This window comes from Mycobacterium sp., from assembly GCF_019247635.1.
GTDB lineage: Bacteria > Actinomycetota > Actinomycetes > Mycobacteriales > Mycobacteriaceae > Mycobacterium.
Genome location: NZ_JAFBAR010000087.1, coordinates 21059 through 46945, shown reverse-complemented (window position 1 = coordinate 46945; position 25887 = coordinate 21059). Strand labels below are relative to the sequence as shown.

The 25887-nt window shown below is 66.7% G+C and carries 22 protein-coding genes; 8 read left to right on the top strand and 14 right to left on the bottom strand.

Going from position 1 to position 25887, the window contains the following annotated elements:
• Positions 1-1277, bottom strand: a 1277-nt coding sequence (locus JO236_RS13745) for an NADP-dependent succinic semialdehyde dehydrogenase (protein WP_293330898.1), incomplete at its 3' end; no start/stop codon positions are given.
• Positions 1278-1350: 73 nt separating this feature from the next.
• Here JO236_RS13745 and JO236_RS13740 point away from each other — a divergent pair.
• Positions 1351-2997, top strand: coding sequence for an acetolactate synthase large subunit (locus tag JO236_RS13740; protein ID WP_293330895.1), 1647 nt, complete (start codon positions 1351-1353; stop codon positions 2995-2997).
• 6 nt (positions 2998-3003) lie between these two features.
• Here JO236_RS13740 and JO236_RS13735 read toward each other — a convergent pair whose 3' ends face one another.
• The 4 genes from JO236_RS13735 to JO236_RS13720 form a co-directional block, all read right to left on the bottom strand.
• On the bottom strand, positions 3004-3675 hold the full coding sequence (locus JO236_RS13735) for a phosphodiesterase (protein WP_293330892.1): 672 nt from the start codon (positions 3673-3675) through the stop codon (positions 3004-3006).
• Between the two features lie 157 nt (positions 3676-3832).
• Complete coding sequence (locus JO236_RS13730) at positions 3833-5245, bottom strand: lipase maturation factor family protein (protein WP_293330889.1); 1413 nt, start codon at positions 5243-5245, stop codon at positions 3833-3835.
• A 33-nt stretch (positions 5246-5278) separates the two neighbouring features.
• The gene (locus JO236_RS13725) at positions 5279-9457 is read right to left on the bottom strand and encodes an alpha-(1->3)-arabinofuranosyltransferase (protein ID WP_293330910.1); all 4179 of its coding nucleotides are present in this window, start codon (positions 9455-9457) and stop codon (positions 5279-5281) included.
• A gap of 19 nt (positions 9458-9476) precedes the next feature.
• Positions 9477-9650: a DUF2613 domain-containing protein gene (locus JO236_RS13720; protein ID WP_293330886.1), complete on the bottom strand. Its 174-nt coding sequence runs from the start codon at positions 9648-9650 to the stop codon at positions 9477-9479.
• Positions 9651-9730: 80 nt separating this feature from the next.
• On the opposite strand from JO236_RS13720, the gene JO236_RS13715 reads away from it, so the two are divergent.
• The 3 genes from JO236_RS13715 to JO236_RS13705 are packed head-to-tail and all read left to right on the top strand — an operon-like array spanning position 9731 to position 12805.
• A complete protein-coding gene (locus tag JO236_RS13715; RefSeq protein WP_293330883.1) occupies positions 9731-10873 on the top strand; it encodes a glycoside hydrolase family 3 N-terminal domain-containing protein in 1143 nt (380 codons plus the stop codon).
• Positions 10874-10902: 29 nt separating this feature from the next.
• Entirely contained in the window at positions 10903-11538 is a 636-nt protein-coding gene (locus JO236_RS13710; RefSeq protein ID WP_293330880.1) for a TetR/AcrR family transcriptional regulator, read from the top strand.
• A complete protein-coding gene (locus JO236_RS13705) occupies positions 11510-12805 on the top strand; it encodes a chloride channel protein (RefSeq protein WP_293330877.1) in 1296 nt (431 codons plus the stop codon). Before JO236_RS13710 ends, JO236_RS13705 begins: the two co-directional genes overlap by 29 nt.
• On the opposite strand, the gene JO236_RS13700 is transcribed toward JO236_RS13705, so the two are convergent.
• On the bottom strand, positions 12800-13651 hold the full coding sequence (locus JO236_RS13700) for a MaoC/PaaZ C-terminal domain-containing protein (RefSeq protein ID WP_293330874.1): 852 nt from the start codon (positions 13649-13651) through the stop codon (positions 12800-12802). The genes JO236_RS13705 and JO236_RS13700 overlap by 6 nt on opposite strands.
• A gap of 5 nt (positions 13652-13656) precedes the next feature.
• Positions 13657-15021: a 3-oxoacyl-ACP reductase gene (locus JO236_RS13695; protein ID WP_293330871.1), complete on the bottom strand. Its 1365-nt coding sequence runs from the start codon at positions 15019-15021 to the stop codon at positions 13657-13659.
• 139 nt (positions 15022-15160) lie between these two features.
• Between JO236_RS13695 and JO236_RS13690 the strand changes: the two genes are divergently transcribed.
• Entirely contained in the window at positions 15161-16486 is a 1326-nt protein-coding gene (locus JO236_RS13690) for an acetyl-CoA C-acetyltransferase (RefSeq protein WP_416362238.1), read from the top strand.
• A 282-nt stretch (positions 16487-16768) separates the two neighbouring features.
• Here JO236_RS13690 and JO236_RS13685 read toward each other — a convergent pair whose 3' ends face one another.
• Complete coding sequence (locus tag JO236_RS13685) at positions 16769-18604, bottom strand: acyl-CoA dehydrogenase (RefSeq protein WP_293330865.1); 1836 nt, start codon at positions 18602-18604, stop codon at positions 16769-16771.
• Positions 18605-18793: 189 nt separating this feature from the next.
• On the opposite strand from JO236_RS13685, the gene JO236_RS13680 reads away from it, so the two are divergent.
• Both JO236_RS13680 and JO236_RS13675 read left to right on the top strand, forming a co-directional pair.
• Complete coding sequence (locus JO236_RS13680) at positions 18794-19843, top strand: isopenicillin N synthase family dioxygenase (RefSeq protein ID WP_293330861.1); 1050 nt, start codon at positions 18794-18796, stop codon at positions 19841-19843.
• A gap of 6 nt (positions 19844-19849) precedes the next feature.
• On the top strand, positions 19850-20338 hold the full coding sequence (locus JO236_RS13675) for a flavin reductase family protein (protein WP_293330858.1): 489 nt from the start codon (positions 19850-19852) through the stop codon (positions 20336-20338).
• A gap of 26 nt (positions 20339-20364) precedes the next feature.
• On the opposite strand, the gene JO236_RS13670 is transcribed toward JO236_RS13675, so the two are convergent.
• The 6 genes from JO236_RS13670 to JO236_RS13645 all read right to left on the bottom strand — a co-directional run bounded on the left by JO236_RS13670 (position 20365) and on the right by JO236_RS13645 (position 25079).
• The gene (locus tag JO236_RS13670) at positions 20365-20520 is read right to left on the bottom strand and encodes a hypothetical protein (RefSeq protein WP_293330855.1); all 156 of its coding nucleotides are present in this window, start codon (positions 20518-20520) and stop codon (positions 20365-20367) included.
• A gap of 41 nt (positions 20521-20561) precedes the next feature.
• Complete coding sequence (locus JO236_RS13665; protein WP_293330852.1) at positions 20562-21308, bottom strand: succinate dehydrogenase/fumarate reductase iron-sulfur subunit; 747 nt, start codon at positions 21306-21308, stop codon at positions 20562-20564.
• Positions 21308-23236 carry a fumarate reductase/succinate dehydrogenase flavoprotein subunit gene (locus JO236_RS13660; protein WP_293330849.1) on the bottom strand — a complete coding sequence of 643 codons (1929 nt, stop codon included), beginning with the start codon at positions 23234-23236 and terminating at the stop codon, positions 21308-21310. The genes JO236_RS13665 and JO236_RS13660 overlap by 1 nt, the downstream gene beginning before the upstream one ends.
• A 39-nt stretch (positions 23237-23275) precedes the next feature.
• Positions 23276-24106: a hypothetical protein gene (locus JO236_RS13655; RefSeq protein ID WP_293330846.1), complete on the bottom strand. Its 831-nt coding sequence runs from the start codon at positions 24104-24106 to the stop codon at positions 23276-23278.
• A 77-nt stretch (positions 24107-24183) separates the two neighbouring features.
• A complete protein-coding gene (locus JO236_RS13650) occupies positions 24184-24480 on the bottom strand; it encodes a hypothetical protein (RefSeq protein ID WP_293330843.1) in 297 nt (98 codons plus the stop codon).
• A 101-nt stretch (positions 24481-24581) separates the two neighbouring features.
• Entirely contained in the window at positions 24582-25079 is a 498-nt protein-coding gene (locus tag JO236_RS13645) for a winged helix-turn-helix transcriptional regulator (protein WP_293330840.1), read from the bottom strand.
• Between the two features lie 184 nt (positions 25080-25263).
• On the opposite strand from JO236_RS13645, the gene JO236_RS13640 reads away from it, so the two are divergent.
• On the top strand, positions 25264-25782 hold the full coding sequence (locus JO236_RS13640; RefSeq protein WP_293330837.1) for a DUF302 domain-containing protein: 519 nt from the start codon (positions 25264-25266) through the stop codon (positions 25780-25782).
• Positions 25783-25887: the final 105 nt, after the last annotated feature.

Here is a 25887-nt window from a genome sequence, read left to right as displayed (position 1 = left end):
TCCGGGTAGGACACGACCATCCCGTTGATGAAGACCTGGCCGGCCTCGATGTCGTCGATGAAGCGCTGCTGCTCGGCCTCGTCATTGGTCCAGGCATTCGACCCCAGGCCGAAAGTCGTGGCGTTGGCGATCTCGATGGCTTCGTCGATGCCGGCGGCCCGGTACATCGACGCAACCGGACCGAAGACCTCCTCGGTGTACAGCGCCATGTCCTTGCTGATGTCGGTGATCACCGTCGGCGGGTAGAACCAGCCCGGCCCATCGGGCGTCTTGCCGCCGCAACGGACCTTCGCGCCTGCCGCGACGGCGTCGTCGACCTGCTTCGCGATTTCGTCACGGCCAGACTCGGTGGCCAACGGACCCACGTCGGTGTCCGGGTCGGTCGGATCGCCGACGTTGAGTGCTTGCACGCGCTCGACGAACTTGTCGACGAAGGCGTCGTAGATGTCGGCGTGAACGATGAATCGCTTTGCGGCGATGCAGGACTGGCCGTTGTTCTGCACGCGGCTGGTGACAGCCGTCTTGACCGCCTCGTCTAACTCGGCGGATGGCATCACGATGAACGGGTCACTGCCGCCAAGCTCTAGTACGGTGGGTTTGATCTCGTCGCCGCAAATGGCGGCGACCGACTGGCCGGCCGGTTCGCTGCCGGTGAGGGTCGCCGCTACGACACGGGGATCGCGCAGGATGCGCTCGACCGCGCTGGAGGACACCAGCAGCGTCTGGAAGCAGCCGTCCGGGAAGCCGCCGCGGGCAATGACGTCGGAGAGATAGAGCGCGGACTGCGGCACGTTGGACGCGTGCTTGAGCAGGCCGACGTTGCCGGCCATCAGCGCCGGCGCGGCGAAGCGGACGGCCTGCCAAAGTGGAAAGTTCCACGGCATGACGGCCAACACCACGCCGAGCGGTTGGTAGCGGGTGTATGCCTGCTTCGCGCCGACCTTTGACGCCTCTGCCGGCTCGTCCGCCAGCAGCTTCTCGGCGTTCTCGGCGTAATAGCGAAAACCCTTGGCGCACTTGAGCGCTTCCGCCTTGGCCGATTTCAGCGTCTTGCCCATTTCGAGGGTCATCATCGCCGCGGTTTCGTCGGCCTCCTTCTCCAGCAGGTCTGCCGTGGCGTTCGCCCATTCGGCGCGCTGCGCGAAGGTGGTGTTGTGGCGGTAGTCGAGGAATCGCTCGTGGGCGCGCGCGATCGCGGCGTCGACTTCGTCGTCGGTTGCGGGAGTGAAGGTCTTGACTGTCTCGCCGGTGGCCGGGTTGATCGTGGCGATGGGCACGGTGACGTCCTTCGGGGTTGTGGGAACTTCCGCTATCTAGCCTGCCACTATCGTGGCCACAGGGAGGTGCCGGATGACCACAGCCGCCGAGCTGATTGTTAAGTGCCTGGAAAACGAGGGCGTTTCTGTCGTGTTCGGACTGCCGGGCGAGGAGAACATCCGCTTCGTGCAGGCGCTGGCCGGCTCGGAGATCCGCTACGTGCTCACCCGGCATGAGCAGGGGGCCGCGTTCATGGCCGAGATGTATGGCCGCGTCACCGGCCGGGCCGGGGTGGTTTCCGCCACGCTGGGACCTGGCGCGATCAACATGCAGCTCGGCGTCGCCGACGCGAGCACCAACAGCACACCCGTGGTCGCGATCTCCGCGCAGGTCGGTCAGGATCGCCAGTACAAGGAGTCGCACCAGTACGTCGACCTGGTCCGGATGTTCGCGCCGATCACCCGCTGGTCCGACGGCATCCCCACCGCTCGCGCCATCCCGGAGATCTTCCGCAAGGCGTTCAAGCTCGCCGAAACCGAACGCCCGGCCGCGGTGTATCTGGCCGTGCCCGAACACATAGACGGAGACGACACCGACTACGACCTGAACCCCTTGCCGCGCAACGTGGTTCGCGCCGACGCGCCGGCGCCCGGCCAGGTGGAACGCGCCGTCGACATCCTGCGCGGGGCTAAGCGGCCGGTGGTCCTTGCCGGGCACGGCGCCGCCCGTTCCCATGCGACCGCGGCGCTGATCCGCTTTGCCGAGCAGCTCGGAGTCCAGGTGGCCAACACCTTCCACGGCAAGGGCGTCATGCCTGACGACCACCCGAACAGCCTCGGAACCCTTGGGTTCATGCGGCACGACTACGTCAACTTCGGATTCGACAACGCCGACGTCGTCGTTGCGGTTGGGTACGAGTTGCAGGAGTTCGACCCGGTGCGGATCAACCCGCAGGCCGACAAGAGCATCATCCACATCCACCGCTTCCCGGCCGAGGTCGACACACACTATTCGGTTGACGTCGGGATCATCGGCGACATCAGTGCCTCCCTCGATGCGGTCGCCGGCGCGCTGAACGGCCAGCGGTTCGACAACGACACCGATGTACCCGGATCGGGATTGCTGGCCGAGGAATACGCTCGGGGGCAACAAGATTCACGTTATCCGCTGGCGCCGCAGCGAATAGTCGCCGACACCCGGGCGGCACTGGGCCGTAGCGACGTCGTGCTGGTCGACACCGGTGCCACCAAGATGTGGATGGCCCGCCTGTATCCGACCTACGAGCCCAACACCTGTCTCGTGTCAAACGGGTTGTCCACCATGGGTTTCGCGTTGCCGGGGGCACTGGGGGTCAAGCTTGCCCAGCCCGAGTCGAAGGTGCTCGCGGTCGTGGGCGACGGCGCCTTCTTGATGAACTCGCAGGAGATCGAGACCGCGGTTCGGGAAAAGATACCGCTGGTGGTGTTGATTTGGGAGGACGGCGGATACGGCCTCATCGAATGGAAGATGGACCTCGAACTCGGCGAGCACTACTACGTGAAGTTCGGTAATCCCGATGTCGTCAAATATGCGGAGAGCTTCGGCGCCAAGGGGTATCGGATCACCAGCGCCACAGAGTTGCTGCCGACGCTGCGCGCCGCGCTCGACGACGACGGCGTGTCGGTGATAGCTTGCCCGGTCGACTACTCAGAGAACCTGCGCCTGACCGACCGGCTCGGTGAGCTGGACGAGACGCTGTAGTTACGGTCAGTTGGGCGGCCTGCCCTCGCGGCTGCCGTCGTAGGCGCTTGAACGCAGGCGCGTGAGCCACCTCGGGTACAGCTCCACCCCCGCTGCCGTATTGAGCGTGGGATCGAACGATAGGTCGCCGGGTCGGGGATCGACCGCCTCCGTCAACGTCAGTCGAGCCAACGGGCTGAAAGGTGAAGCGCCGCACGCTTGATCAACAACGACGTCGATGGGTTGCCCAGCGATGTGCTCGCGCAGGTTGTCCACCGCCAAACCGGAGCCGCCGATGGCGGTGCTGATTCGTGCCCGCAGCCACCAGTTTTCTCCGCGGTAACGCAGCGGCATCAACGTCGTCAGCGCGTGGTCCGTCCACGAGGTGACCGGTCGCAGCCCGATGGCGCGGGTCAAGACGCCGGAGCCCGCGGACACGAGCAGGATGTCCCACGCCGCGGCGTCGTGCGTTGTGACCCTGACGGCCAGGCCGATCGCGTCGGGCCACGCGCCGGGTGTGCCGACGGCCTTGGACAGCCGCGCGACAACACCCGACGACGGTATCGGTAGCCCCTCGCTGGCCGGCGCGACGCGCTCGATCGATCCTGTCGCATGCACGCCCACCGGGTGGAAGATCCGCCGCCGCCGCACCGCAGAGCCGACCTTGAATACCGAGGCAACCAAATTCGAAGTTTCCATCGCAGCCGGGTTCCCATCCCGCGGCGACGCAAACGGCCTTCGTATCTACCGCGATGGTTAGACCCTTGCCGCGGTCAATGGGATCCACTTCGTCTGGCTCGCGGACAAGCCTGCCCTCCCCTTCCCGGGGCACCGGGGGCAGACGTGACTCGAGCGCTCAACCCTGCCTGATCTTCTGCAGCGACATCGGTAGCACGTAGCCGCTCAACAACGTTCGACACCACCAGGCGTGATAACGTCGCAGCTCGGCCGGGGTGGTGAACCGGTATTCGTACAACTGCGCCCGCACGTACCGGGGCGGTGTGTTCGGAAAAGGGTTGTGCCGCAACAGCCGCAGCGTCGCCGCGTCGTTGCGCAGCAGCCGTTCCAGCAGCGGACGCATCCACTGGTGTGCGTAGCCCGGCGAGATGGCGGCAAACCACATCATCCAGTCCAGCCGCAGATGGTAAGGCGCCCATTGCCGCGGCAATCGTCGCAACGCACCGGGCTTGCCCTTGAAGTCGTACTCCTGCCATACCGTCTGCAAGGTGATCAGCGCCTCGCCGGTCCCTTCGATCACCACCTCGCGGCGGACGCGGCCGATGCTGCCGAAGGCTCCATAGGTGTTGACCAAGTGAAAGTGGTTGAACGACATGTTCATTCGCTGACCTGACGACAGCATGTTCCGGGCCGGCCAGTAGCTGAGGAACAGTTCCGCCGCGGCGAACGCGACGACGAGGATGACGAACCAGCCTGGCGGCGCGGCCATCGCAGGAGGTCCGGGCACGGCAATCGCGCTGCACGCCAACAGGATCGTCACCCAGTTAAGCCACGCGAAGTTGCCCGACAGCACCAGCCACAGCTGGGTGACGATGATGATCGCCGCGGCCACGCCGGCCACCGGCTGCGGTGCAAACAGCCCGAACGGCACCACCAGTTGGGCAAAATGGTTGCCCGCCACCTCGATCCGGTGCAGCCGCTTGGGCAGGTGATGGAAGAACCAACTCAACGGTCCCGGCATCGGCTGTGTCTCGTGGTGGTAGTACAGACATGTCAGATCGCGCCAGCACGGGTCGCCACGCATCTTGATCAGGCCGGCGCCGAATTCGACCCGGAACAGCAGCCAACGCACCAGCCACAGCGTCAGCACCGGCGGCGCCACCCGGTCGTTGCCCAGAAAGATCATCAGGAACCCGGTCTCCAGCAGCAATGATTCCCAACCGAACCCGTACCACGTCTGTCCGACATTCACGATCGACAGGTAGAGCACCCACAGCGTCAGCCACATCAGCATCGCCGCCCATAGTGGCGCCAGGTCCGCAAGACCCAAGACGATCACCGCCGATAGCGCAGCACCGAACCAGGAGACACCCGCGAACAGCCGATCGGAATAGCGAAAGTGAAAAAGGCTCGGGGCGCTCCAGAAGGACTGCGCCGCCAAAAACGCCGGCACCGGCAAGATCCCGTGTTCACCGAGCAGTGCGCGGAATTGCCTTGCCGCCGCGACGAACGCGATCAGATAGACCGCGGCGGCACCCCGCTCGAGCACCGTTCTGCCCAGCCAGTATTCGGGCGCCGAAAACCATGCCACGCTCACACCAACCCGCGTATCCCGTCGACCAGATTATCCGTCCCGTGGTCCACCGGGCAACCGCACCGCCGACGCCGCCACCATGGCGACCGAAATCAGAGCCAGCAGTTGCACGTTCGCCGAATGCCCGGCGTAGCCGTCAACGGACCGCCAGGGATGCCGGGACAGCACCGCGCCGGCCAGGATCAACCCGCCCGCGCTGAGCCCGACGGTCAAGCGAAAGCACAACCGCTCCCGTTGCCGCAACAGATATCGCAGACCCAACGCTGAACCGACGATGACGAACCCGGCCACACCGGCGATCACCGCCCCGGCCCCCAACACCGCGACCGCCGCCCACGGCCCAGGCGCCCACGGCCGTGCCGCCACCGCCGAAGCGGCACGCCTGCGTCTGCACAGCGCGAGCACGACCAGCAGCGGCAGCAACGCCAACCCCACCGCCAGCCCGGCCCGGTACAGCGAATTGGACGCGAAGGTCAGCGTGATGGTTCCGGGATCGCCCGCGGGCACCACCCAGCCCTGCTGCCATCCGTTGACGGCGACCGGCGTAAAGCGGACCCCGGTCCCGGTGCGAGCCACCCAGCCGGGGTTGATGCTCTCCGGGATAACCAGCACCCGCGAGATGCTCGACGGCGCCACACGCACTTCGCGGCGAGCCGGACCCCAAGCCCCGGTGCCGACGGAAGTGGTTGTCGCGCTGGCAAACTCGGGTGCCCCCAGCACCGACAACCTGGCTCCGTCCACCACGAACGTCGCGCCGGGGCTGATCAGCAACTCCTGCTGCCCGGCCGGCAGCGCGATCGGTTCGCGGTCACACGGCGTCGCCGCGACGGGCTCGCCGTCCAGCAGCGCACCCACCGTGGTGCGGACCGAGGTGTGCACGAACCTGCCGGCGACCGCGATCACCGGCCCCTGGTCGCAGTCGACAGTGACCGAACGCGCCCGGTTGCGGGCGGCGTCGGCGGGCGCGATGGGGTTGCCGTCGGCGCCGAGCACCGCGATTTCGGCCAGCCCCGGCGGCTTGAGCTGGTCGAAGCCCAGCGCGTTGCGGTCGATGATGTCCCGCCAGCCGAGCAGGCTGACGACGACGGTGTCGGTCACCCGTGGCTGTAACGACAGGGTCTGCACCCCGTCACGCAACTCGCGTGCTTGCGGCCCGTCGCCGAGGTCGACGGCGACCATGGTGGGGTGGGCGGGCAGCGTCGATTGGCCGGGCGTCACCCGCAGGCCGCTGACCTCGGTGGGATGCGGCAGCGTGAGGGTGATTGTCGGAGGGGTCTTGTATTGCACCACCCGCTGCGGCGCCGTCCACGCGGTGGCGGGGTCGCCGTCCGTGGCGGCGTAAGCAGAGCCCAGCACCTCGAGCGCGTCGGAATCGCCGTGGGCCTGGGTGGTGCCGGGTTCGGCGATCAGGTCGGCCAGCTTGGGGCCCTGGCGGGGCCGCACCCATACGGTCGGCGTTACCGAGACCGGACTGGGCACGGTCAGCGTGCGGCTGAAATTGACCGGTTCCTCGGGTGCCAGTGCCATCGACGACGCGCAACGCATGCCGTCGGGCGCCTGGGCGCAACCGGGTCTGCCGAGCAGTTCGGATCCCAGGTCCCACCCGGCGATCGCGGCCCCTTGCGGCGGTCCGGGAACAAAAACGGTGTGGTGCAAGGGAATCGGGTGGGCGAATCCGGACGCGTCGTACTGGGTGATCGCCAGGTCGGTGATGCCGAACTGCACGCCGGCGGAACCGTCGTCGGTGCCAACCGCGGTGATCCGCACCCACGGGGATTCGCCGTAGGGCAGGGCCGCGGTGAGCGGCTTGCCCGCCTCCTCGAATCGCAGTGTGGTGGTACCCGTCGTGGTCTCGATCTGGATGCGGCGGACCTGGGCGCCGACGGCGGTCGCGCTGGGGGTCAGGGTGATGGCCGCGTTGCTGACCGGGTGATCGAAATCCACCTGCAGCCACTGTCCGACCGCGGACTGCAGGGCGTTGGACACCCACGCGGTGGCGGGGTCGCCGTCGATCGCCGCGGCGGCCGAGGTGGCGGGCGCCACGTCGGGCATCGCGGTGGAATCCGACGACGCGCTCGACACCGTGACCCGGCCGCCGTTCCACCCGCCGAATACCGTCTCGGCGCCCGGGACCGGGTAGTCAGGGACACGGTTGTAGGTACGCCGGGCGTCGCCGGGAGCCCGGATGGCCGACGAGTGCTGATCCACCCGGCCGTAGTCGGTCTCCCTGGCGAGCGGGGTGTCGGTCACGGTCACCAGGGGCGTCGCAAGCCCGGCGCCGCTGGCGTCGGCCGTCATCAGCACCGGACCCAACGCGGGCTGACCCAGCAGTCGGCGCCGTTCGTCGAGGCGCAGCAGCACCTCGGGTCCGCCGTCGACGCGGGCCAGCGCGTCGGTGTCGACGAGGTACGGCGCGCCGGGATCACCGGTGCCCACGCGGTAGATCTCCAACGCCGGGTAGCGCGGCCGCAGTCCGCTGTCGGTGACAAAGCCGGCCAGCATGCCGGGCCCCACGGCCGCACCGAACTCGGCCACCTTGACCAGCCCCGGTGACCCCGCGATGACGCGATGAACCAGGATCGGGCGCGCCGAGCGCGACGTGTCGGGATCCAGGTCGTTGCGCAGCACCAGATACGAGATGCCTTGGCGGGCAAGGGTATCGGCCAGACCCATGGAGGGGCGCCCGGCGGCGAACAGGCGTTGCACCGAATCCAGCGCGCGGATGGTCTGGGGCGGCGTGAGCGGGATGGAGTCGCGCACGCCCCACGGACTGCTGCCGAGTACCTGCAGCGGCTCGTCGTGACTGGCTCCCCACACCTGGGTGGCGAACGGCGCGCCGGGAACCACCAACACGCGGCCGGGAACCGGAGACCCGGTGTTGTGTTGGTCGAGCCAGCCGGCGGCCTCATGCCAGTAGTCGGGTATGGCGCTGAACGCACCGGGTGGGGTGAGCCGACCGGTCCACGCAAGCGAAGTGCTCACCATCAGCGCGGTCAGCGCGACGAGTCCGACGGCCACCCGTTTGTCGCGTTCCGGATGGGCGAGGGCGCCCAGCCACTGCGACCTGGGCGCGCTGCCGGGTAGCGGTATCCGGCCCAGCACCTGCGCAAAGCCCAGCACCAGCGGGATCCGGATCACCGGCCCCAGCTTGTGCACGTTGCGCAGCGGAGTGCCCCCGGCGTCCAGGAAAGCCTGCACCTGGTGGGCCACCGGCGAACCCAGGCCGCCGCTGTAGCCGAGGGCCAGCAACACCACACCGACCAGCAGCATCGTCACCAGCCGTCCCCGTGCCGGCATACCCGAGCCGGCCAGGCCGGCCAGTCCGACCGCGGCGACCAGACACGTCGCGAGAATGGCCGCCGACCCGGTGACCAGCGGTGCGCCCGCGGTGGCGGTCGGCGCCACGAACGGGGTCCAGCTGTCGGTGCCACGCAGCATCTCCACCAGCGACGACCATTGCGTCGTGACCCCGGAGGATTCGATGAAGTCCAAAAACGGCGGGCTGATGCGGCGCAGCTGCACGATCGCAACCACCCACCACGACATCGCCAAGACCAGCGACACCAGCCACCACGCGGTGTAGCGCCACCACAGCCGATTCGGTCGGTGGCAGGCCCACCAAATCACCGCGGGCAGACACCCGGCCAGGGTCGCGATCGCGTTCACCGCGCCCATCAGCGCTACCGCGAGGCCGGCCTGGCCCGCCAGCGCCCGGACCGAACGACCCGGAGACCCACGCAGGGCCAGGATTGTGGGCAACAACACCCACGGTGCCAGCATCATCGGCAGGGTTTCCGACGAGAGCGACCCGAGCGTGGTCAACACCCGCGGCGACAGCGCGAACGCCGCCGCGCCGAGCACGCGTGACGTCGGGCTACCGATCTCCAACGCCTCGGCAACCCGCAACAGCCCCCAGAAGCCGACCGTCAGCAGCAGCGCCCACCACAGCCGTTGGGTGACCCATCCGGGCATTCCGAGCGCGTGGCCGAGCAGGAAGAAGGTGCCGTGCGGAAACAGGTAGCCGTAGGCCTGGTTCTGCGCCTGGCCGAAGGGCAGCTCACTGTTCCACAGGTTGGTGGCGCGGACTAGGAAGCGCAGCGGGTTGGCGGTGAGGTCGAGTTTGGTGTCGGGTGAGACTTGTCCCGGGGATTGCGCGAACGTCAGGGCGAGTGCGGTCGCCCCGACCAGCAGCAACCAGCGACGCCGCAGCGCTGGCGCTGCCGACGGGCTAGCTGCGGTTGCCGTACTCGACCCGGTTGAGCACCGACGAGGACGGATCGCCCCCGGGCAGTGGCGGTTTCGTGTCCTGCTGCACCATCAGGGTGATCCCGAAGATCGCCACCGCGCCCAGCAACAGACCGACCACCACACTGGCGGCGGCAGGCGCGATGATCCGGTTCATATGCGACAACCTAGCAGAAGGGCACCCGCGGGCTCGCCCTGCTGCGCCGCGGACGAAACGGGCCATGACACCATGGCCCGATGGCTGTTGCGCGCACACTCGCCGTGCTTGCCGCCGTATCGGCCCTGCTGGCCGGCTGCAGCCAGCACGCTGCAAAGCCCAACGCCGCCAACGTCACCGCGCCGACGGCCGTGCCCCCGACGCCGAACTGCGGCGACCCGACCACACTGGCAACCCGCGACAAACTCGCGCAACTGCTGATGGTTGGCGTCAAGAACGCCGACGACGCCCGCGCCGTCGTCGCGAACTACCACGTCGGGGGCATCTTCATCGGCAGCTGGACGGACCTGTCGATTTTCGACGGGCCGCTGAAAGAGATCACGGCCAACCCCGGGCTGCTGCCGCTGGCGGTCAGCGTCGACGAAGAGGGCGGACGCGTGTCGCGACTCAAATCGCGGATCGGTACCGCGCCGTCGCCCAAACAGCTGGCCCAGACCCAGACACCCGACCAGGTCTACGACTTGGCGCGGCAGCGCGGCCAGGCCATGAAGAACCTGGGCATCACCGTCGACTTCGCCCCGGTGGTCGACGTCACCGACGAGCCGGACGACGCGGTAATCGGCGACCGGTCGTTCGGCTCCGACCCGGCGACGGTCACCAGATACGCGGAGGCGTACGCGCGCGGTCTGCGGGACGCCGCGGTGCTGCCCGTGCTCAAGCACTTCCCCGGCCACGGCCACGGCTCGGGGGATTCGCACACCGGATTCGTCACCACGCCGTCGCTGAGCCAGCTGCAAACGAACGACCTGGTGCCCTACCGGACCCTGGTGGCTCAACGGCCGGTCGCGGTGATGGTCGGGCACCTGCAGGTCCCCGACCTGACCGGCAACGACCCGGCCAGCCTGAGCAAGGCCGCGGTAGACCTGCTGCGCACCGGCACCGGCTACAACGCCCCGCCCTTCGACGGCCCGGTGTTCAGCGACGACCTGTCCAGCATGGCCGCGATCTCCGACCGGTACGGCGTCTCGGACGCGGTGCTGAAAGCACTGCAGGCCGGTATCGACGTCGCGCTCTGGGTCACCACCGATGAGGTGCCCGCCGTTCTGGACAAGCTGGACAAGGCGCTGGCCGCGGGCCAACTCAAGATGGACGACATCAACGCGTCGGTCCTGCGGGTCGCCGGGTTCAAGGGCCACAGCCCGAAGTGCGGTCCTAGCCCTTAGGCTTGAGTCCGGGATAAAGGGGTTGAGCAATGGCAGGTGGTACCAAGAGGTTGCCGCGTGCTGTCCGCGAGCAGCAGATGCTCGACGCCGCCGTGCAGATGTTCTCGGTCAACGGCTACCACGAGACTTCGATGGATGCCATCGCCGCCGAGGCGCAGATCTCCAAACCGATGTTGTACCTGTACTACGGCTCCAAGGAGGACCTGTTCGGAGCCTGCCTGGATCGCGAGATGAGCCGGTTCATCGACGCGGTGCGCGCCGACATCGACTTCAAGCAGAGCCCGAAAGACATGTTGCGCAACACCATTGTTTCGTTCCTGCGCTACATCGACGCCAACCGCGCCTCGTGGATCGTGATGTACACCCAGGCCACCAGCTCGCAGGCCTTCGCCCACAAGGTGCGGGAGGGACGCGAGCAGATCATCGAACTGGTGGCCGGGTTGGTGCGGTCGGGTACGCGCAGCCCACGGGCGGACGCCGAAATCGACACGATGGCCGTGGCCCTGGTGGGTGCGGGCGAGGCAATCGCCAATCGGCTGAGCACCGGCGACACCGAAGTCGACGAGGCGGCCGGGCTGATGATCGAATTGTTCTGGCGCGGACTCAAGGGGCGCCCGACGGGGACCGTGGATAATCATGTCGGCCCCAACCTCGCCACCGGGTAAGCCACCGGGTAGGCGACCGGGTCAGTCACCGGGTAGGCCACCGGCTGGTCCGCAGCGCAGGCGCCGCAACGTCGACTTCTTCTGCGCCGTAATCATTGTCGGCCTGCTGGCCGGGATCGCCGGTTTGGCGACAACGCATGTGCTGCGCTTCGTCCAGCACGTCACCTACGCCTACACGTTCGGCACGCTGCTCGACGGGATCACCGGCAGCAGTCCGGTCCGCCGTGCCGTGGGACCGGTGGCCGGCGGAGCGCTGGCGGGGCTCGGCTGGTGGATGCTGCGCCGCAGAGCGCAGGTGCCCCCGCTCGAGCGCACGATCACCCGCGGTGACCGGATCCCGCGGCTGGTGTGGAGCATCGACGCCGTGTTGCAGGTGTTGCTCGTCGGCTCCGGGGCGTCCCTTGGCCGGGAAGGAGCTCCTCGCCAATTCGCAGCTGCCCTAAGCGATGTGGGCACGAGCTGGCTGAACCGGTTGACGAAGCGGGACCGTGAGATCCTGCTGGCCTGCGCCGCCGGGGCCGGGCTCGGCGCGGTCTACGCCGTCCCGCTCGCCGGAGCGCTGTTCGCGGTGCGCATCATCCTCAAGACCTGGCATCCGCGCGCGCTGGGCGCAGCCCTGCTCACGTCCAGCCTGGCCGTCGCGATCGGGTCGGCGGCCACCCACGACCAGCCGAATCTGACCTGGCCCAGCGCGCAGTCGTCGTACCTGCTGACCGCGCACGCACTGACGCTGGCGCCGCTGACATTGGTGGTCGGGTTGGCGTTCAACCGCCTCATGGCCGCGGCGCGGCCGGCACGCATGCAGAAGTCGTGGGTGCTGGTTCCCGCGCTCGCTGGGGCTGGGCTGGTCATGGGCCTCTGCTCGCAATGGTGGCCCGAGTTGCCCGGCAACGGCAGGAGCATCCTGACCGTCAGCCTCGCCGGCGGAATGACTTTGGCGTCGGCGGCAGCGATCCTACTGTTGAAACCGCTGTTGACCGCTTTGTTTCTGCGCGCTGGCGCAGCCGGCGGGATGCTCACGCCCGCACTGGCCACCGGTGCCGCGGCCGGTTCGCTGCTGGTGCTGACGCTCAACTGGGCCACCGGCACATACCTGCAGCTGCCGTCCACCTCGCTGGCCGGCGCCGCCGGGGTGCTCGCGGTCACCCAGGACTCACCGATCTGGGCCGCGATCTTCGTCTGGGAACTCGCACACCCGCCGTGGTGGCTGCTCGGTATCTTCCTGACCACCTCAGTCGGTGCTTACGGACTGAAGAAGGTGCTATAGGGACTCGACCTTGCCGGTCAGGTAGGGGTATCCCTTGGCGACATTGCGCAACGCGAGATCCCAGCCCCGCGGACCCTTGTCGGCCTCCTCGATATAGAGCCCCGCGGTGCCCGGCAGGATCAGCGGCTTGCCGAACCGCACCGAATACCGCACCGCGTCGGGAAGCCGCGCCTCGATGTTGGCCAATACCGATGCGGCGCTGAACATTCCGTGCGCGATGACGGTGGGAAAGCCGAACAACTTGGCCGCGATCGGGTTGGTGTGTATCGGGTTGTGGTCACCGCCGACGGCGGCGTAGCGACGAATCTGGCCGGGTGAGACGCGCAGCAAGATCCCGGGCGGCGGCAACTTGGCCTGTTTCTGCGGCGGCGGCTTGGGTTCGTCGGACAAGCTGGTGCGTTGTTGGTGCAGGAACGTGGTCACCTGGCTCCAGGCGGTCTCGTTGCCGACGCTGACGTCGGTCACCAGATCCACCAGCAGACCCTTCCGATGCTCGCGCAGGTTCTCCGCGTGCACCCGGACGCTGACCGTGTCGGTGACCGCGATCGGTCGGTATTGCGTGATGCGGTTCTCGGTGTGCACCGCACCCATTGCCGCGAACGGGAAGTCGAACCCGGTTACCAGGGACATCACCGACGGGAACGTCAACGCGAAGGGGTAGGTGAGCGGAACGTTGTTGCCGTAGCGCAGACCGGTGACCGCCGCATAGGCGGCCACGTTGGTGCGGTCGATCGCCAGCTCCTCGACGCTCACCGTGCGGTCGGGCAGTTGGTTGCCGCGGGGCACCACGGGCAGCGCGCCGGCCGCCGCGCGCAGCATGTTTCGCAAGCCACTCGGTTGGTTCATGATCGTCATGCTCCCAGCATCGCCTGGCCGCAGACGCGAATGACGTTGCCGGTCACGGCGTTTGAAGCCGGGCTGGCGAAGTAGGCGATAGTCTCGGCCACGTCGACGGGCTGGCCGCCTTGCAGCAGAGAGTTGAGCCGGCGCCCCACCTCGCGGGTGGCCAACGGGATCGCGGCCGTCATCTGGGTTTCGATGAATCCCGGCGCGACGGCGTTGATCGTGATGCCTTTGTCGGCCAGTTCCGGCGCCAGCGCCTGCGTGAGGCCGATCATCCCTGCCTTGGTGGTGGCGTAGTTGGTCTGCCCGCGGTTGCCCGCGATGCCGGCCATCGACGACAGGCCGATCACCCGGCCGCCTTCGCCGATCGTGCCGTTGCCGACCAGCCCCTCGGTAAGCCGTTGGGGGGCAAGCAGATTAACCGCCAGCACAGCGTCCCAGCGGGCGTCGTCCATGTTGGCGAGCAGCTTGTCGCGCGTGATACCGGCGTTGTTGACCAAAATGTCGGCCCGTCCGCCGTGGTGATCGCGCAGGTGCTCGGTGATCTTCTCGACGGCATCGTCGGCCGTGACGTCCAGCCACAGCGGGGTGCCGCCGACCTTGCTGGCCGTCTCGGCCAGCGCCTCGGCCGCGGATTCCATGTCGATCGAGACCACTCGGGCGCCGTCGCGCGCGAACACCTCGGCGATGGTCGCGCCGATGCCCCGCGCGGCGCCGGTCACGATTGCGACCTTGCCGTCCAGCGGCCGGTCCCAGTCGGCCGGCGGCGTGGAGTCGGCCGCACCCACGTAGAAAACCTGGCCGTCGACGTAGGCCGACTTCCCCGACAGCAGGAACCGCAAAGTGGACTCCAGGCCCGTCGCGGCCGGTTTGGCGTCCGGCGACAGGTACACCAGCGCCACGGTGGCGCCGCGGCGCACCTCCTTGCCCAGCGAGCGGGTGAAGCCCTCCAGCGCGCGCTGCGCGATCCGTTCGTCGGCGCCGGCGGCCGCCTCCGGCGTGGTGCCGACGACCACCACGCGCGCGCAGCGGCCCAGGTTGCGCAGCAGCGGGGTGAAGAACTCGTGCAACCCTTTGAGTCCGGCCGGCGTCGTGATCCCGGTGGCGTCGTAGACCAGCCCGCCGAACGAGTCGGCCCAGCGGCCGCCTAGGTTGTTGCCCACCAGGTCGTAGTCGCCGTCCAAGGCGCTGCGCAGCGGCTCCACCACTCGGCCCTCGCCGCCGATCAGCAACGCTCCGGACAGGGGCGGCTCACCCGGGCGGTAGCGGCGAAGGGTCTCGGGTTGGGGGACCCCGAGTCGTTTGGCCAAAAACGAGCCGGGGCCGGAATTGACGACCTGTGAGTACAGGTCGGACGAGCCTTTGGGAGCCACTGAGCTGCCTTCCGTTTCTTTCTGGGTCGGGTGTCTGCCAATAGACCAACCGTATCGAAAGACGAACTTACTTCAGAGTAAGATCAGTGGGTAGTATGGCCCTCGCCGGCCGAATCCCCAAACCTCCCAAAATCGACGTATGGAGACAAACGTGGCCACTACAAGTTCCGAGACCAAGCGCCGCGTCGCCGTGCTGGGCGGCAATCGCATCCCGTTCGCCAGATCGGATGGCCCCTACGCGGAGGCATCCAACCAAGACATGTTCACCGCGGCTCTGGGCGGATTGGTGGACCGTTTCGGGCTTGCCGGCGAACGGCTCGGCATGGTGGTCGGCGGTGCCGTGCTCAAGCACAGCCGCGACTTCAACCTGATGCGCGAGTGCGTGCTGGGCTCCGAGTTGTCGCCGTACACACCCGCTTTCGACGTGCAACAAGCGTGCGGCACCGGGTTGCAGGCGGCGATCGCCGCGGCCGACGGCATCGCCGCGGGCCGCTATGACGCCGCCGCGGCCGGCGGGGTGGACACCACCTCCGACCCACCCATCGGCTTCGGTGACGACCTGCGTCGCAACCTGCTCAGGCTGCGCAGATCCAAGTCCAACGTGCAGCGGTTGAAGCTGGTGGGCGCGCTGCCCGCCAGTCTCGGGGTGGAGATCCCCGCCAACAGCGAGCCGCGCACCGGGCTGTCGATGGGGGAGCACGCTGCCATCACGGCCAAGCAGCTGGGGATCAAACGCGTCGACCAGGACGAACTGGCCGTCGCCAGCCACCGCAACATGGCCGACGCCTACGACCGCGGCTTCTTCGACGACCTGGTCACGCCGTTCCTCGGGCTGTATCGCGACGACAATCTGCGGGCCAACTCCAGCGTCGAGAAGTTGGCCACGCTTCGCCCGGTGTTCGGCGTGAAGGCCGGTGACGCCACGATGACGGCGGGCAATTCCACCCCGCTGACCGATGGCGCTTCGGTCGCGTTGCTGGCCACCGAGCAGTGGGCCGCCGACCATTCGTTGTCGCCGCTGGCCTACTTCGTGGACGCCGAGACCGCCGCCGTCGATTACGTGAACGGAAACGACGGCCTGCTCATGGCACCGACCTACGCGGTGCCCCGGCTGCTGGCCCGAAACGGGCTTAGCCTGCAGGATTTCGACTTCTACGAAATCCACGAGGCGTTCGCCTCGGTGGTGCTGGCACACCTGCAGGCCTGGGAATCCGAGGAGTACTGCAAGCAGCGCCTCGGCCTGAACGCGGCGCTGGGTTCTATCGACCGGTCCAAGCTCAACGTCAACGGCTCGTCGCTGGCGGCGGGCCATCCCTTCGCGGCCACCGGTGGCCGGATCCTGGCGCAGGCGGCCAAGCAGCTGGCCGAGAAGAAGACGGACAAGGGCAGCAAGGGCACGGTCCGCGCGCTGATCTCGATCTGTGCCGCCGGCGGTCAGGGTGTGGCCGCGATTCTGGAGGCCTGACACCCGCAGATTTTTTTGTTTTTGTGAGGGTTAGAACGTAACCGGTTGGGTACCCACTGCCTCGGATAGCCCCGTGTTGTGGTCTGACCCCCCGACCCCGACGGCAACACGGGGCATCCCTGGATCGGCCCGCCGTTCAAAGCAGGGGGATGACGGCGTGCGAAGAGGGCCGCCGCTGGAGTGAGGGGATCCAGCGGCGGTCTTTTTGACACGGTGGTCTAAAAACCGCCGAAACGCAAGATCCCCGTTCCATGCGGAGCGGGGATCCTGTGTTTAATGCCTTTAGAAGGCAGCCTCGTCGAGTTCCATGATGTCGTTGTCCAGCGTGTCGATCACCTCGCGGGTGCTGGTCAACAGCGGCAGGAAGTTCTTCGCGAAGAACGATGCCACCGCGATCTTGCCCTCGTAGAAGGACCGCTCGGTCCCGGTGGCACCCGCGTCGAGGGCCTCGAGGGCCACCGCGGCCTGACGCTGCAGCAGCCAGCCGATGACCAGGTCGCCGACGCTCATCAGGAAGCGCACCGAGCCCAAGCCCACCTTGTAGAGGCTGGACACGTCCTGCTGAGCGGCCATCAGGTAGCCGGTCAGTGTGGCGGCCATCGCCTGAACGTCTTCCAGGGCCTTGCCCAGCAGCGCCCGCTCGGACTTCAGCCGGCCGTTCCCGGACTCGCTGTCGACAAACTTCTGTATCTCACCCGACACGTGGGCCAGGGCAACACCCTTGTCGCGGACGATCTTGCGGAAGAAGAAGTCTTGCGCCTGGATGGCGGTGGTGCCTTCGTACAGCGAGTCGATTTTGGCGTCCCGGATGTACTGCTCGATCGGGTAGTCCTGCAAGAAGCCGGAACCACCAAAGGTCTGCAGGCTCTCGGTGAGCTTCGCGTAGGCCTGCTCGGAGCCGACCCCCTTGACCACGGGCAGCATCAGGTCGTTGATCTTGACCGCCAGCTTGGCGTCCACGCCGTGCACCGCCTCGGCGACGACCGCGTCCTGGAAGGTCGCGGTGTAGAGGTAGAGCGCGCGCAGCCCCTCGGCGTAGGCCTTCTGGGTCATCAGCGACCGCCGCACGTCGGGGTGGTGCGTGATGGTCACCCGCGGGGCGGTCTTGTCGGTCATTTGGGTCAGATCGGCACCCTGCACCCGGGACTTGGCGTACTCGAGTGCGTTGAGGTAGCCGGTCGACAGGGTCGCGATCGCCTTGGTGCCGACCATCATGCGGGCCTGCTCGATGACATCGAACATCTGCGCGATGCCGTTGTGTACTTCGCCGATCAACCAGCCCTTGGCGGGTACGTCGTGCTGGCCGAAGGACAGCTCACAAGTCGCCGAGACCTTAAGGCCCATCTTGTGCTCGACGTTGGTGACGAAGACGCCGTTACGCTCGCCCAGCTCACCGGTCTCGAAGTCGAACAGGAACTTGGGCACGAAGAACAGTGACAGTCCCTTGGTGCCGGGGCCTGCGCCCTCCGGACGGGCCAGCACCAGGTGGAAGATGTTCTCGAACATGTCGTCGGAGTCACCCGAGGTAATGAACCGCTTGACGCCGTCGATGTGCCAGGAGCCGTCCTCCTGTTTGATCGCCTTGGTCCGGCCCGCGCCGACGTCGGAGCCGGCGTCCGGCTCGGTGAGCACCATGGTGGCGCCCCAGCCGCGCTCGGCGGCCATGATCGCCCACTTCTTCTGCTCTTCGGTGCCTAGCTTGTAGAAGATGTTGGCGAAGCCTGCGCCGCCGCCGTACATCCACACGGCCGGGTTGGCGCCGAGCAGGTGCTCGTGCAGGGCCCACACCAGCGCTTTGGGCATCGGCATGCCGCCGAGCGCCTCGTCGATACCGGCCTTGTCCCAGCCGGCCTCGATCACCGCGTTGACTGATTTCTTGAAGGACTCGGGCAGCGCCACCGAGTGGGTCTTCGGGTCGAACACCGGCGGGTTACGGTCACCCTCCACAAAAGACTCGGCGACCGGCCCCTCGGCCAGTCGGCTCATCTCGGTAAGCATTTCGCGGACGGTATCGACGTCCAAGTCGGCGTAGTCGCCTTGACCGAGAGCCTTTTCCACACCCAGCACCTCGAACAGGTTGAATTCCTGGTCCCGGACGTTGCTCTTGTAGTGGCTCACTACTTTCCTCCTCGTTGAGAATGCCACTTGTGGTTGGGTACTAGGGCTAAGTTACCCACCAGTAACAGGCCCAACCTATACCGATCAGTAACTTAAGCGCAACACAGTGTGAGCTAAATTGCACTGGCTAAGTAACCAACCGGTTGGGAGCCGACCCGATTTGCGTTCGACCTGCGGCGATGGTGAACAATGGCGGATGTGCGACACGTCACGGCGTTGCCGATGGTGGACCTGCGGGCCGACCGCGGGCAGCTGCGTAACAGCCTCCGCGAAGCGGCCCACGAAGTCGGATTCTTCTACCTGACAGGTCACGACGTCCCGGCGACACTGATCGCGAGGCTGCTCGAGGTGGCCCGACGACTCTTCGAGCTCCCGCAACAGGACAAAGACGCCGTCGCCATGGTGCGCAGCCCGCATTTTCGCGGCTACACCCGGCTCGGCGGCGAGCTGACCCAAGGCGAGGTGGATTGGCGCGAGCAGATCGACATCGGACCCGAACGCCCACCGATCGGTGGGCCCGGCCAACCCGACTACCTGTGGTTGCAGGGTCCCAACCAGTGGCCGCCCGCGCTGCCCGAGCTGCCCGGGCTCATCGACGAATGGGACGCCGCCCTGTCGCGAGTGGCCCGCACCCTGCTCCGGCATTGGGCCGCCTCGCTGGGCAGCCCGCCGGACGTGTTCGACGCCGCCTTCAGCGACGCGCCCGCCACGCTGATCAAGATCGTGCGGTACCCGCGGCGCGCGGCCTCGCCGCAGGGCGTGGGCGCGCACAAGGACTCCGGCGTGCTCACCCTGCTATTGCCCGAGCCGGGCAGCCGGGGCCTGCAAGTGCGGCGGCCGGGTGGGGCCTCGGTCGGCGAGGACGGGTGGATCGACGTGCCGCCGGTGGATGGCGCGTTCGTCGTCAACATCGGCGAGTTGCTCGAGGTCGCCACCGGCGGCTACCTGCGGGCCACCGAGCACCGGGTGAACCTGCACGAGCAGCCGGCCGACCGCATTTCGGTGCCGTACTTTTTCAATCCGCGGCTGGACGCGCAGATACCGATGCTGGCGTTGCCCGACGAGTTGGCGGCACGGGCCGGAATGCGCCCAGACCCGGCCAATCCGATCTTCGCCGTGTACGGGCGCAACGCCTGGAAAAGCAGATTGCGCGCTCATCCGGATGTGGCTTCAGCGCACGGATATTCGGCGAGTAGGGTCGGCTCCGAGATGTCCGTCCTCGGCCCGAGGGGCGAATGAAGTCCGGTGAACCCGAACAACAATCTGACACCGTCATCGCTGCGTGAGGCGTTCGGCCATTTCCCGTCCGGCGTGGTAGCCATCGCGGCCGAAATCGCGGGAGTCCGGGAAGGCTTGGCGGCCAGCACGTTTGTGCCCGTCTCGCTGGAGCCGCCGCTGGTGTCGTTCTGCGTGCAGAACACTTCGACGACCTGGCCCAAACTCAAAGACGTGCCCAAGCTCGGCATCAGCGTGCTCGGCGAGGCCCACGACGAGGCCGCGCGCACCCTGGCCGCCAAGACAGGGGACCGGTTCGCCGGGTTGGAGACGGTGTCCCGCGAGACCGGCGCGGTCTTCATCAAGGGCACCGGGCTGTGGTTGGAGAGCGCCATCGAGCAGATGATCCCGGCCGGCGACCACACGATCGTCGTGCTGCGGGTCAGCGAGGTCACGGTGGACGCCGGGGTGGCGCCGATCGTGTTCCACCGCAGCGCGTTCCGTCGGCTTGGCGTCTGAACCGACCGGCCGATCCGGTCTCCTACTTAGGGCCGAGCGCCGAGTTCCACTCGATAGTGCTGGATGCGGCGTTCGATTTCGGCGGCGTCGTCGTGACGGCCTTCTTTATGTGCGAGTTCGGCGCGGGCCGATAATTCCCGGATCGCGGTACGAATGTCGTTGATGCTGATTGGTTCTCGCATGAGCGTCGGGTACCCGATGCGACAGTTGTCTAACGGGTGCCTTAGCGCCGGAAGAGCTTGTTACCCAGCCACACAACGGGATCGTATTTGCGATCGGCGACCCGCTCTTTCATCGGGATCAGCGCGTTGTCGGTGATCTTGATGTGCTCGGGGCAGACCTCGGTGCAGCACTTGGTGATGTTGCAGTAGCCCAGGCCGTGCTCTTCCTGCGCCTGGTCGCGCCGGTCCAGCGTGTCCAGCGGGTGCATTTCCAGCTCGGCGATGCGCATCAGGAAACGTGGCCCGGCGAACGCCTTCTTGTTCTCCTCGTGGTCGCGGACCACATGGCAGACGTTCTGGCACAGAAAGCACTCGATGCACTTGCGGAACTCCTGCGAGCGCTGGACGTCCACTTGCGCCATCCGGTATTCGCCGGGTTGCAGTTCCTTGGGCGGCGCGAAAGACGGGATCTCGCGTGCCTTCTCGTAGTTGAACGAGACGTCGGTGACCAGGTCGCGGATCACGGGGAAGGTCCGCAGCGGCGTCACGGTCACGACCTCGTCCTCGGCGAACGTGGACATCCGGGTCATGCACATCAGACGCGGCTGGCCGTTGATCTCCGCCGAGCAGGATCCGCACTTGCCGGCCTTGCAGTTCCACCGCACCGCCAGGTCGGGCGTCTGGGTCTGCTGCAGACGATGGATGACGTCGAGTACCACCTCACCCTCGTTGACCTCGACGTTGAAGTCCGCGAGCGCCCCACCGTCGTCGTCGCCGCGCCAGACTCGCAAGCTTGCGTTGTAGCCCATTAGGCGCTCCGTCCTGGGTGATTGGCCAGCTCTTCGTCGGTGTAGTACTTCTCCAGCTCGGAGATCTCGAACACTTCGAGCAGGTCTTGCCTCATCGGCACCTGTTGCTGGCGGGTCAGGTTGATGTGCGGACCGCCCGCCCCACCGTCGTTGACGCGGCACACCAACAGGGTGTTGCGCCAATTGGGGTCCATGCCGGGGTGATCGTCGCGGGTGTGGCCGCCGCGACTCTCGGTGCGCTCCAGCGCGGCTCTGGCCACGCATTCGCTGACCAGCAGCATGTTGCGCAAGTCGATGGCCAGGTTCCAGCCAGGGTTGTACGGGCGCTGCCCCTCGACCTGCACGTGCTGGTAGCGGGCCCAAAGTTCGTCCAGCAGCTTCAGCGCCCGGGTGATCTCTTCCTCTTTACGGATGATGCCGACCAGGTCGTTCATCACGTGCTGCAAGTCGATCTGCAGCGCGTACGGGTTCTCCGGCGCCGAGCCGTCGGTCGGTCCTTCGAACGGCTTGACCGCCTGCTTGGCGGCGGCGTCGACGGCTTCTTCCGAGACCGCCGGGCGGCTGCTGAGTGCGCGCACGTAGTCGGCAGCGCCCAGACCGGCGCGCCGGCCGAAGACCAGTAGGTCGGACAGCGAATTGCCGCCGAGCCGGTTGGAGCCGTGCATGCCCCCGGAGCATTCGCCGGCCGCGAAGAGTCCCGGCACGGTGGCGGCGCCGGTATCCGCGTCGACCTCGACGCCGCCCATCACGTAGTGGCAGGTGGGTCCGACTTCCATGGGCTCCTTGGTGATGTCCACCCCCGCCAGCTCCATGAACTGGTGGTGCATGGACGGCAGGCGCCGTTTGATCTCCTCGGGTGTCAGCCGGGACGCGATGTCGAGGTAGACCCCGCCGTGTGGGGTGCCGCGACCGGCCTTGACCTCGGAGTTGATCGCGCGCGCGACCTCGTCGCGGGGCAACAGGTCCGGGGTGCGACGGGCCGAGTCGTTGTCCTTGAGCCACTGGTCGGCCTCTTGCTCCGTCTCGGCGTACTGGCCTTTGAACACCGCCGGGATGTAGCCGAACATGAATCGGGTGTCGTCGGAGTTCTTCAGCACTCCGCCGTCACCGCGCACACCCTCGGTGACCAGGATCCCTTTCACGCTGGGCGGCCAGACCATGCCCGTCGGGTGGAACTGGACGAACTCCATGTTGATCAACGTCGCGCCGGCCCGCAGCGCCAACGCGTGCCCGTCGCCGGTGTACTCCCAGGAGTTCGACGTGACTTTGAACGATTTGCCGATGCCCCCGGTGGCCAGCACCACTGCGGGGGCCTCGAACAGGATGAACCGTCCGCTTTCCCGCCAGTAGCCGAAGGCTCCCGCGATCCGTCCCTCGTTTCCGGAGCCGTCCTTGAGCAGCTCGGTGATGGTGCATTCGGCGAACACCTTGATCCGCGCCTCGTAATCGCCGAGTTCGGCGAAGTCCTCCTGCTGCAGCGAGACGATCTTCTGCTGCATCGTGCGGATCAGCTCCAGGCCGGTGCGGTCACCGACGTGCGCCAGCCGGGGGTAGGTGTGGCCACCGAAGTTGCGCTGGCTGATCTTGCCGTCTTTGGTGCGGTCGAACAGCGCGCCGTAGGTCTCCAGTTCCCACACCCGGTCCGGAGCTTCCTTGGCGTGCAGTTCGGCCATCCGCCAGTTATTCAGAAATTTCCCACCGCGCATCGTGTCGCCGAAGTGGGTTTTCCAGTTGTCCTTCGGGTTGGTGTTGCCCATCGAGGCCGCGCAGCCGCCCTCGGCCATCACCGTATGGGCCTTGCCGAACAGGGATTTGCACACCACCGCGACCTTGAGACCGCGTTCGCGCGCTTCGATGACCGCACGTAACCCCGCGCCGCCGGCACCGATCACTACTACGTCGTAGGAGCGCCGCTCGACCTCAGCCATGAAACCTCACTCAACTTTTTCTATTACTGAAACGGCTTGTCAGCCAACAAATCTCGGGTCAGTGATGGCGCCGCTAGAAACCAGCGCAACGTAGAGGTCGGTGAGCGCCAGCGTCCCCAGCGTCACCCACGCGAAGAGCATGTGCCGGGTGTTCAGCTTGCTCACCTGGGTCCAGATCCAGTACCGCACCGGGTGTTTGGAGAAGTGCTTGAGCCGTCCACCGGTGACGTGCCGGCAGGAGTGGCATGACAGGGTGTAGGCCCACAACAGCACGACGTTGGTGGTCAAAATCAGGTTGCCCAAACCGAATCCGAAGCCGTGCGGGCCGGTGTCGGAGTGAAACGCCATGATTGCGTCGTAAGTGTTGATCAGCGAGACCACCAGTGCGACGTAGAAGAAGTACCGGTGACTGTTCTGCAGGATCAGCGGGAGTCGGGTTTCTCCGGTGTAGTGGACCCGCGGTTCGGCCACGGCACAGGCACTCGGCGACTGCCACACGGACCGGTAGTAGGCCTTGCGATAGTAGTAGCAGGTCAGCCGGAACCCGAGCAGGAACGGTAAAACCAGCCCTCCCAAGGGAATCCACCACGGAAAGTGGGGCAACCACTGACCGAAGTGACTGGAGCCGGGCACGCACGACTCGCTGACGCATGGCGAGTAGAAGGGTGTCAGGTAGTGGTATTTGTCCACCCAGTAGTTGCTCTGCAACAGCGATCGGGTGCCCGCGTACAGGATGAACGCGGACAGGCCGAGGTCGGTGATCAGCGGCGGCAGCCACCACTTGTCGGTGCGGAGCGTCTTTTGCGCTATTCGGGCGCGGGTGGGTGAAAAGACGCCGGACTCAGCACGGCTCGCCGTGGGTGCGCTCATCTGGTGTTCCTCTTCGAACGGGCTGTTGGTCGAAGGGTACACAGACAGACCCCCCGAATAACCGGGGGGCTTGGTTGTCAGGACCGGTTGTGACCTCCGACACCCTCGTCGTCGACATCGCGCCAGAAATCGCTGTCGTACTGGGTGTCGGGGATGGTGATCTTTTCGCCAGAATGCTGCTGGGTCGCGCGGGCCAGGTCCAATTCCGCGACGTCGGTATCGAGCAATTGCACGTCGGAAAGGATGCGCTCGGCGTCGATGACGATGCGACGCATCGCGGGACTGTCGCCGTATCGGGACTTCAACGAGTTCACGCACCGCCGCAGACCGCCGATAAGGTCGTGCAGTTCGGCGAGTTCAGTGCTGGTGGACAACCGATCTCCCTGGGCTGATGGTGTTACGGATCACAGTACGTCTCGATACTATCCTCGGCGCGGGCCGGACGTGAGGCAGGTCACGGTGCACCCGGCCTGGGCTAGATCCGCTCGAGTAGCCGGTGCGGTTGCCGCAGGGCCCTGCTGACCGGGTCGTCGCGACCCGGATTGGCGGGCCGGCGCGGCGGATGCAGGACGAGGTCTGCGGCGTCGGGCAGCTCTCCGCAGCGCTGGCAGACCCGCCCGTAATCGATTGCGCCGCCGCATTCGGCGTGCCGGAAGCTGCGTCGGGCGGGTTTCGCCACGTAGTTCTCGTTACCCCAACCGATCAACGACCAGATGAGCGGCCACAACCGGCGGCCCTTGGCGGTCAACTCATATCCACCGGCAACCTTGTTCAACACCCCCTCGTCCACCAGCAGCGTCAGCCGCTCGGCCAGCACCGCTTTGGGGATCTCGAGGTGAGTGCGGAAGTCGCTGAACCGTCGCACACCGTAGAAAGCGTCGCGCACTATCAGCAGCGTCCACCGTTCGCCGACGATCTCCAGCGATCGCGCGATGGGGCAGCTTTCGGCGGGGTATTCGCGGGGCAGAGCCACCTTTTGAACATTACCCGTTGCAGGTTCGTTCACCGAACCGTAGACTTCGGTGCTGTAAGTTCGTTCACCGAACCATTGGGTGCGAGCCGCCATCAGGGTCGTCCGTCATGACGGCCTCCGTGGCCCGGAAGTGCTTGAGTATCTGGATGTTCCGGAACCCAACGGCTGAATCTTGAGGACTGCCATGACTGCTACAGTGCTGCCGCACACCATGAACCGCATCGACATCTCCACCGGTATATTCTTCGACGAGTTTCGGGCTGCCTTCGAGAAGGCGGCGCCGCCGTTCGATCGAGCGGCGGCGGAGCGGATCGTCGCCGACGGCGGCAGCTGGGACGACGTCCGGGCCGCGGTGGCGGTGAACGCGCCCAACGAACTGATGGTGTACGCCGCCATCGACGCGGCCCCGCTGTTCGCCGTGGCCGGCCACCAGACGAAAGCCGTTGAGTACCTTGTGGGTAACCACGTGATCGCCGAGAGCATGTTTCGCCACGATCCCAGGGCGCTGCTGTATGCCCCGTTGCGGCTGCTGATCTACAGCGACGCCGGCGGCAACGCGATGTTCTCGATGGACCAGCCCAGCGCGGCGTTCGGCAGCCTGGGTATCGCGGAGGTGACCGCGGTCGGCGAGGGGTTGGACCGCAAGGTGGTCAACTTGTTGCGTCTCATCGGGGTGGACGCCGGCAAGGCTTTCGGGGTGTAGACAGATCGATCCCGGGGGAGCCACTTCGTCATCGTGATGCGCTGAATTTCTCCCGTTGGCTTTGGTTTGCTTCCTGTTTTGTGGGTGTGAGTTAGCTGTGACCGG